Genomic DNA, 4016 nt, shown 5'->3' with positions numbered 1-4016 from the left:
GACGACGGGACGCCCTGAGGGCCCGGGGCCGTTGTCAGCCGCGCGCACCGGAACGGCGGCGCAGGAGGGCGAAGCCCAGCGCGGCGGCGCCGACGGCCGCGACGGTGCCGCCGCCGGCCAGCATGAGGCCGGAGGAGCCGGTCGAGCCGGATCCGTCACCGGCCTGGGCGGCGCCCTTGGGCACCTCACGGACCTGCGGCGGGCCGCCGACCGCCCCGGTCGTGGGCGGGTGGGTCGGGGTGACCCGGGGGACGGCCGGACCGTCGGAGCCGGCCTTCGCCGAGGGGACCGCGGTGGGCGTGGTACCCGGGGCCGGAGCCCCCGGGGGGACGACGGTGGGCGTGACCGGGGCGTGCGGGGCCGCCGGGGCGGCTGCGGTGGGCGTGGCCGGGGCGGGCGCGGGGGAACCGTCGGCCCACGCCTGCCCGCCGGTGAAGGTGGTCAGGAGGGCGGCCCCGGTCAGGGCGCAGACGGCGAGCACGCGGCGGGCGGGGGCACGACGGGTACGGCTGGTCATACGGTTCGCTCCTTCATCGGGACGCTGGTTCCGGCCGGTGCGGCCGGTGCGTCGTGAGTGACGTTAGGAGCGCCGTGTCGCGGTCCCCGGCCGGTCGTGTCACGGCCGCCCATCGTCTGTGTAACGGCCCTCGGGCGCCGGTCGGGTGACGGGATCCGGGCCCGGTGCGGCACGCCAGGACGGGCCCCGGAGGGGTGGATCCCGGAGGTCCTAGGTCGCGCGGTCCACCAAGATCGCAACCAGAGGCGGAAGCCGGGGCCCGGCCCGGTCCGTACCGTGGCCGTATGACCGTTGATCTGGAGAAGTACTTCGCACGTATCGGATGGGACGGCGAGCGGGCGCCCACCCTCGTGACCCTCCGGTCCCTGCACCACGCGCACGTCCTCGGCATCCCGTTCGAGAGCATCGACGTGGTCGTCGGCTCGGTCCCCTCGCTGGACCTCGCCGACCTCCAGGCCAAACTCGTCGAAGGCTCCCGCGGCGGCTACTGCTTCGAGCACAACACCCTGTTCGCCGCCGTGCTGGAACAGGTGGGCTTCGAGGTCACCCGGTTGACCGGCCGGGTCCGGCTCGGCGCCCGCCCCGGCGAGGTCCGCCCCCGGACCCACATGGTGCTGGCGGTCCGGGTGCCGGGCGAGGGCGGCCGACACCTGGTCGACGTCGGATTCGGCTCCGCCCGTTCCCTGTTGGAGCCGCTGCCGATGATTCCCGGCCTGGTCCGGGAGGGGCTGGGCCGGTTCAACCGCCTGGTCGTCGAGGAGGAGGACGGCCCCGCACCGGTCTGGGTCCTCCAGGCCAGGACACGCACGGCGGCCGACGCGGCGGACAGGTGGGAGGAGTTGGTCTCCTTCACCCTCGACCACGCTCCCGCCACCGACATCGGGGTCGCCAACTGGCACGTGGCGACCCACCCGCGCTCGCCGTTCCGCCGCCTGTTCGTCCAGCGCACCCACGCCACGGGCCACCTGAGCCTCGACGCGACCACCCTCACCCGCACACGGCCCGACGGGACGACCACCGTGGAGGAGGTCGACGGACCCGACGGGATCAGGGAGTTGCTGGCGTCCGAGTTCGGTATCGCCGCACCGTCCGACATCCGCCCCCAGCGCTGAGAGGGCCGCCACCGGCCGCAGGACCGGCATGAGAAGTCGGCCGGTCCGACTTCTCATGCGGGGTGGGCGGTGCGAAATCCGGTGGGCTTGAGGGGCCGGACCTGCCACGATCGCCGGATGGGTGCGTTGGATGCAGTGGCCGGCCGGGTGGCCGGGGGAGCAACCGTCTCGTTCCGTCCGAGCGGATCATCGATGGTCCCGCTGATCCGCAGTCGGCAGCCGGTGACGGTCGCCCCGGTCGACCCGTCGAAGCTGGAGGTCGGGGACATCGTGCTCGCCAGGGTCGCCGGCACGGTGTACCTGCACCTGGTGTCGGCCCTGGACCCGGCCGGGAACCGGGTCCAGATCAGCAACAACCGGGGCCGCGTCAACGGCTGGACCGGCCACGCCCGGGTCTTCGGCATCTGCGTGGCGGTCGACGGCACTCCGCGGTCCGGCACCGTCGGCAAGGTCCGCACGGCCGGCTCCCCCGGCGGCCCCTGACCCCGGCCGGGCCTCCGCCCGGACCTCCCCGTCGGCCCACCGGCAGCCGAACCGCCTTTCACCGGAGCGACGTTGAACTGCTGGACCGGGGTGAGATGCTCGTTCCGGCAGTGGCGCCGACGGGACGGGGGAACACGTGGGGATCGCCGAACACCCGGGGGCGCGTGAGGAGCGGGCGTGGCGGCACGCCGACCGCGCGCGCCGCTGGAGCCGGTACGCGCTGGGGCTCCCGGCGGCGGCCGGGTGGCTGTGGGCGCTCGGCCTCGCCTTCCTGCCAGCCTCGGTGGACCACCGCACCGGGTCGATGCACTGCGGTTCGCCCGTGTTCTTCGACGCCGCCGCCCGTCACTACCGGGACGACGACTGCGTCCCCCTGGTGGACCGGCGCATCCACCAGGCGTTCGGGGTGGCGCTGGTGACGCTGCCGGTCTTCGGCGCCTGGCGCGCCGTCGGCCACCGGGCCCGGCGGATCGCGGCGGAGGGGGTGGAGGGGGCCGGGCGGCGGCGCTGAGTCACCGCCCACCATCTCGGTAACTTTGGTTTACGATTCCGGGGTTCGTAAACTATGGTTACCGCATGGCGATGCCCGAGATCACCCCCGAAGAGCAGGCGGAACTCGACAAGGCCCTCTACGAGGCGCTGAATCCCCTGGCCACGGCCATCCGCTCCCGGGAGAGCGGCCTCCCCCCGGAACGCATGTGGGCCTCGGAGCCCGCGGAGATCACGCTCTCCGTCCTCGCCGCGTGGAAGGTCGTGGACGCCGAGGTCAAGCGCCTGACCGCCCACGCGGCGGCCACCGCCGGTTCCTACGGTGCGAGTTACGAGCAGCTGGGCGCCGTGTGGGGCATCACCCGGCAGGGCGCCCGCAAGAAGTGGCCCGAGGCCGTCAGCCGCCCGGAGACCCCGAAGGCGGAGCCCCGAGCACTCGACCTCTTCGGTGGAACAGCCCGGTTGACACCGCTCCCGGACGGCGGCTGGCGGTGGACCGGAACGGGTGCGGACGGCACGCCGGGCACCGCCGGCGACGGCGCCCGGTACGCGACCACCGAGGAAGCCGCGGCCCACGCGGGAGCCTTCCTCAAGGACCACGCCCTCGGCACCACCGACCGACCCTGACCCTGAAAGCCGTCGGCCCCGACCGGTCCCACCGGTCGGGGCCGACGCGCGAACCAGGTGTCAGACGGTGCCGAACTCGCCGGACCGGACGGCGCCGACGAAGGAGTGCCAGGCGTCGGCGGGGAAGACGAGAGCCGGACCGTGGGGATCCTTGGAGTCACGCACCGGAACGGCCCCGCGGAAGCTCACGGAGACCTCCACGCATTCACCGCCGTTGGTGGAGTAGGACGACGTGAACCAAGACGCTTGGGACAGTTCGGAGTTCATCGGGCAGTTCCTTTCCGCCGTATGCCTACCTCCGGGGACGCCGCCCTCGACGGCGCTTCAACCGTCTCTCGACCGTACCCGCGCCCTGCCCGGCTGCGACCCCCTGCGCGAGCGTTTTGGTGTCATTCGGCGGGGATGCCGCGGAGGAGGAAGGGGAGGTGGGCGCCTCGGGCGAGGGCGTCGAGGGCCTGGGTGGTGCGGTGGTGATGGTCGGGGGTCATGGCGTCGGCGAGTTGGGCGCGGTGGAGCCAGTGGACGGCGGTGATGGTGCGGGGCGGGCGGTGGCGGGCGACGGTGGATTCCTGGGCGGGGGTGAGTCGGCCGCCCCAGTAGACGAAGTTGACGGCTTCGGGGAGGTGTCGGGCGTCGACGTAGTCGGCGGCGAGGACGGAGCGCAGGGGGAGGACGAGGCCGGTTTCGGTTTCGGTGTGGCGGCGGGCGGCGAGGTGGGGGAGTTCGTCGGCTTCGGCGCTGCCGCCGGGGAGCATGAGGCCGGAGCGGTAGGTGGTGGCGACGAGGAG

7 protein-coding genes are annotated in these 4016 nt (G+C 73.9%); 4 read left to right on the top strand and 3 right to left on the bottom strand.

The window, feature by feature from the left end; genetic code table 11:
* Positions 1–34 precede the first annotated feature (34 nt).
* Positions 35–517, bottom strand: coding sequence for a hypothetical protein (locus PUR56_RS02010; protein ID WP_329947590.1), 483 nt, complete (start codon positions 515–517; stop codon positions 35–37).
* Positions 518–801: 284 nt separating this feature from the next.
* On the opposite strand from PUR56_RS02010, the gene PUR56_RS02005 reads away from it, so the two are divergent.
* From PUR56_RS02005 to PUR56_RS01990, 4 genes are all read left to right on the top strand, one after another.
* The gene (locus tag PUR56_RS02005; RefSeq protein ID WP_329947589.1) at positions 802–1629 is read left to right on the top strand and encodes an arylamine N-acetyltransferase family protein; all 828 of its coding nucleotides are present in this window, start codon (positions 802–804) and stop codon (positions 1627–1629) included.
* 117 nt (positions 1630–1746) lie between these two features.
* On the top strand, positions 1747–2112 hold the full coding sequence (locus PUR56_RS02000) for a S26 family signal peptidase (protein ID WP_329883381.1): 366 nt from the start codon (positions 1747–1749) through the stop codon (positions 2110–2112).
* Between the two features lie 136 nt (positions 2113–2248).
* Entirely contained in the window at positions 2249–2623 is a 375-nt protein-coding gene (locus tag PUR56_RS01995) for a hypothetical protein (protein ID WP_329947588.1), read from the top strand.
* Positions 2624–2688: 65 nt separating this feature from the next.
* A complete protein-coding gene (locus PUR56_RS01990) occupies positions 2689–3228 on the top strand; it encodes a hypothetical protein (RefSeq protein WP_329947587.1) in 540 nt (179 codons plus the stop codon).
* Between the two features lie 60 nt (positions 3229–3288).
* Here the strand turns inward: PUR56_RS01990 and PUR56_RS01985 are convergent, their stop codons facing one another.
* On the bottom strand, positions 3289–3495 hold the full coding sequence (locus PUR56_RS01985; RefSeq protein WP_329947586.1) for a DUF397 domain-containing protein: 207 nt from the start codon (positions 3493–3495) through the stop codon (positions 3289–3291).
* A 122-nt stretch (positions 3496–3617) separates the two neighbouring features.
* Positions 3618–4016 (bottom strand): NUDIX hydrolase (locus PUR56_RS01980; RefSeq protein WP_329947585.1); only part of this gene is annotated, 399 nt, incomplete at its 5' end.

The sequence above is a fragment of the Streptomyces sp. BE303 genome (genome assembly GCF_036290945.1).
In the GTDB taxonomy this organism is placed as follows: Bacteria; Actinomycetota; Actinomycetes; order Streptomycetales; family Streptomycetaceae; genus Kitasatospora.
The sequence above is the reverse complement of the archived record's forward strand: the minus strand, read 5'-3'. Positions and strand labels throughout refer to the sequence as shown.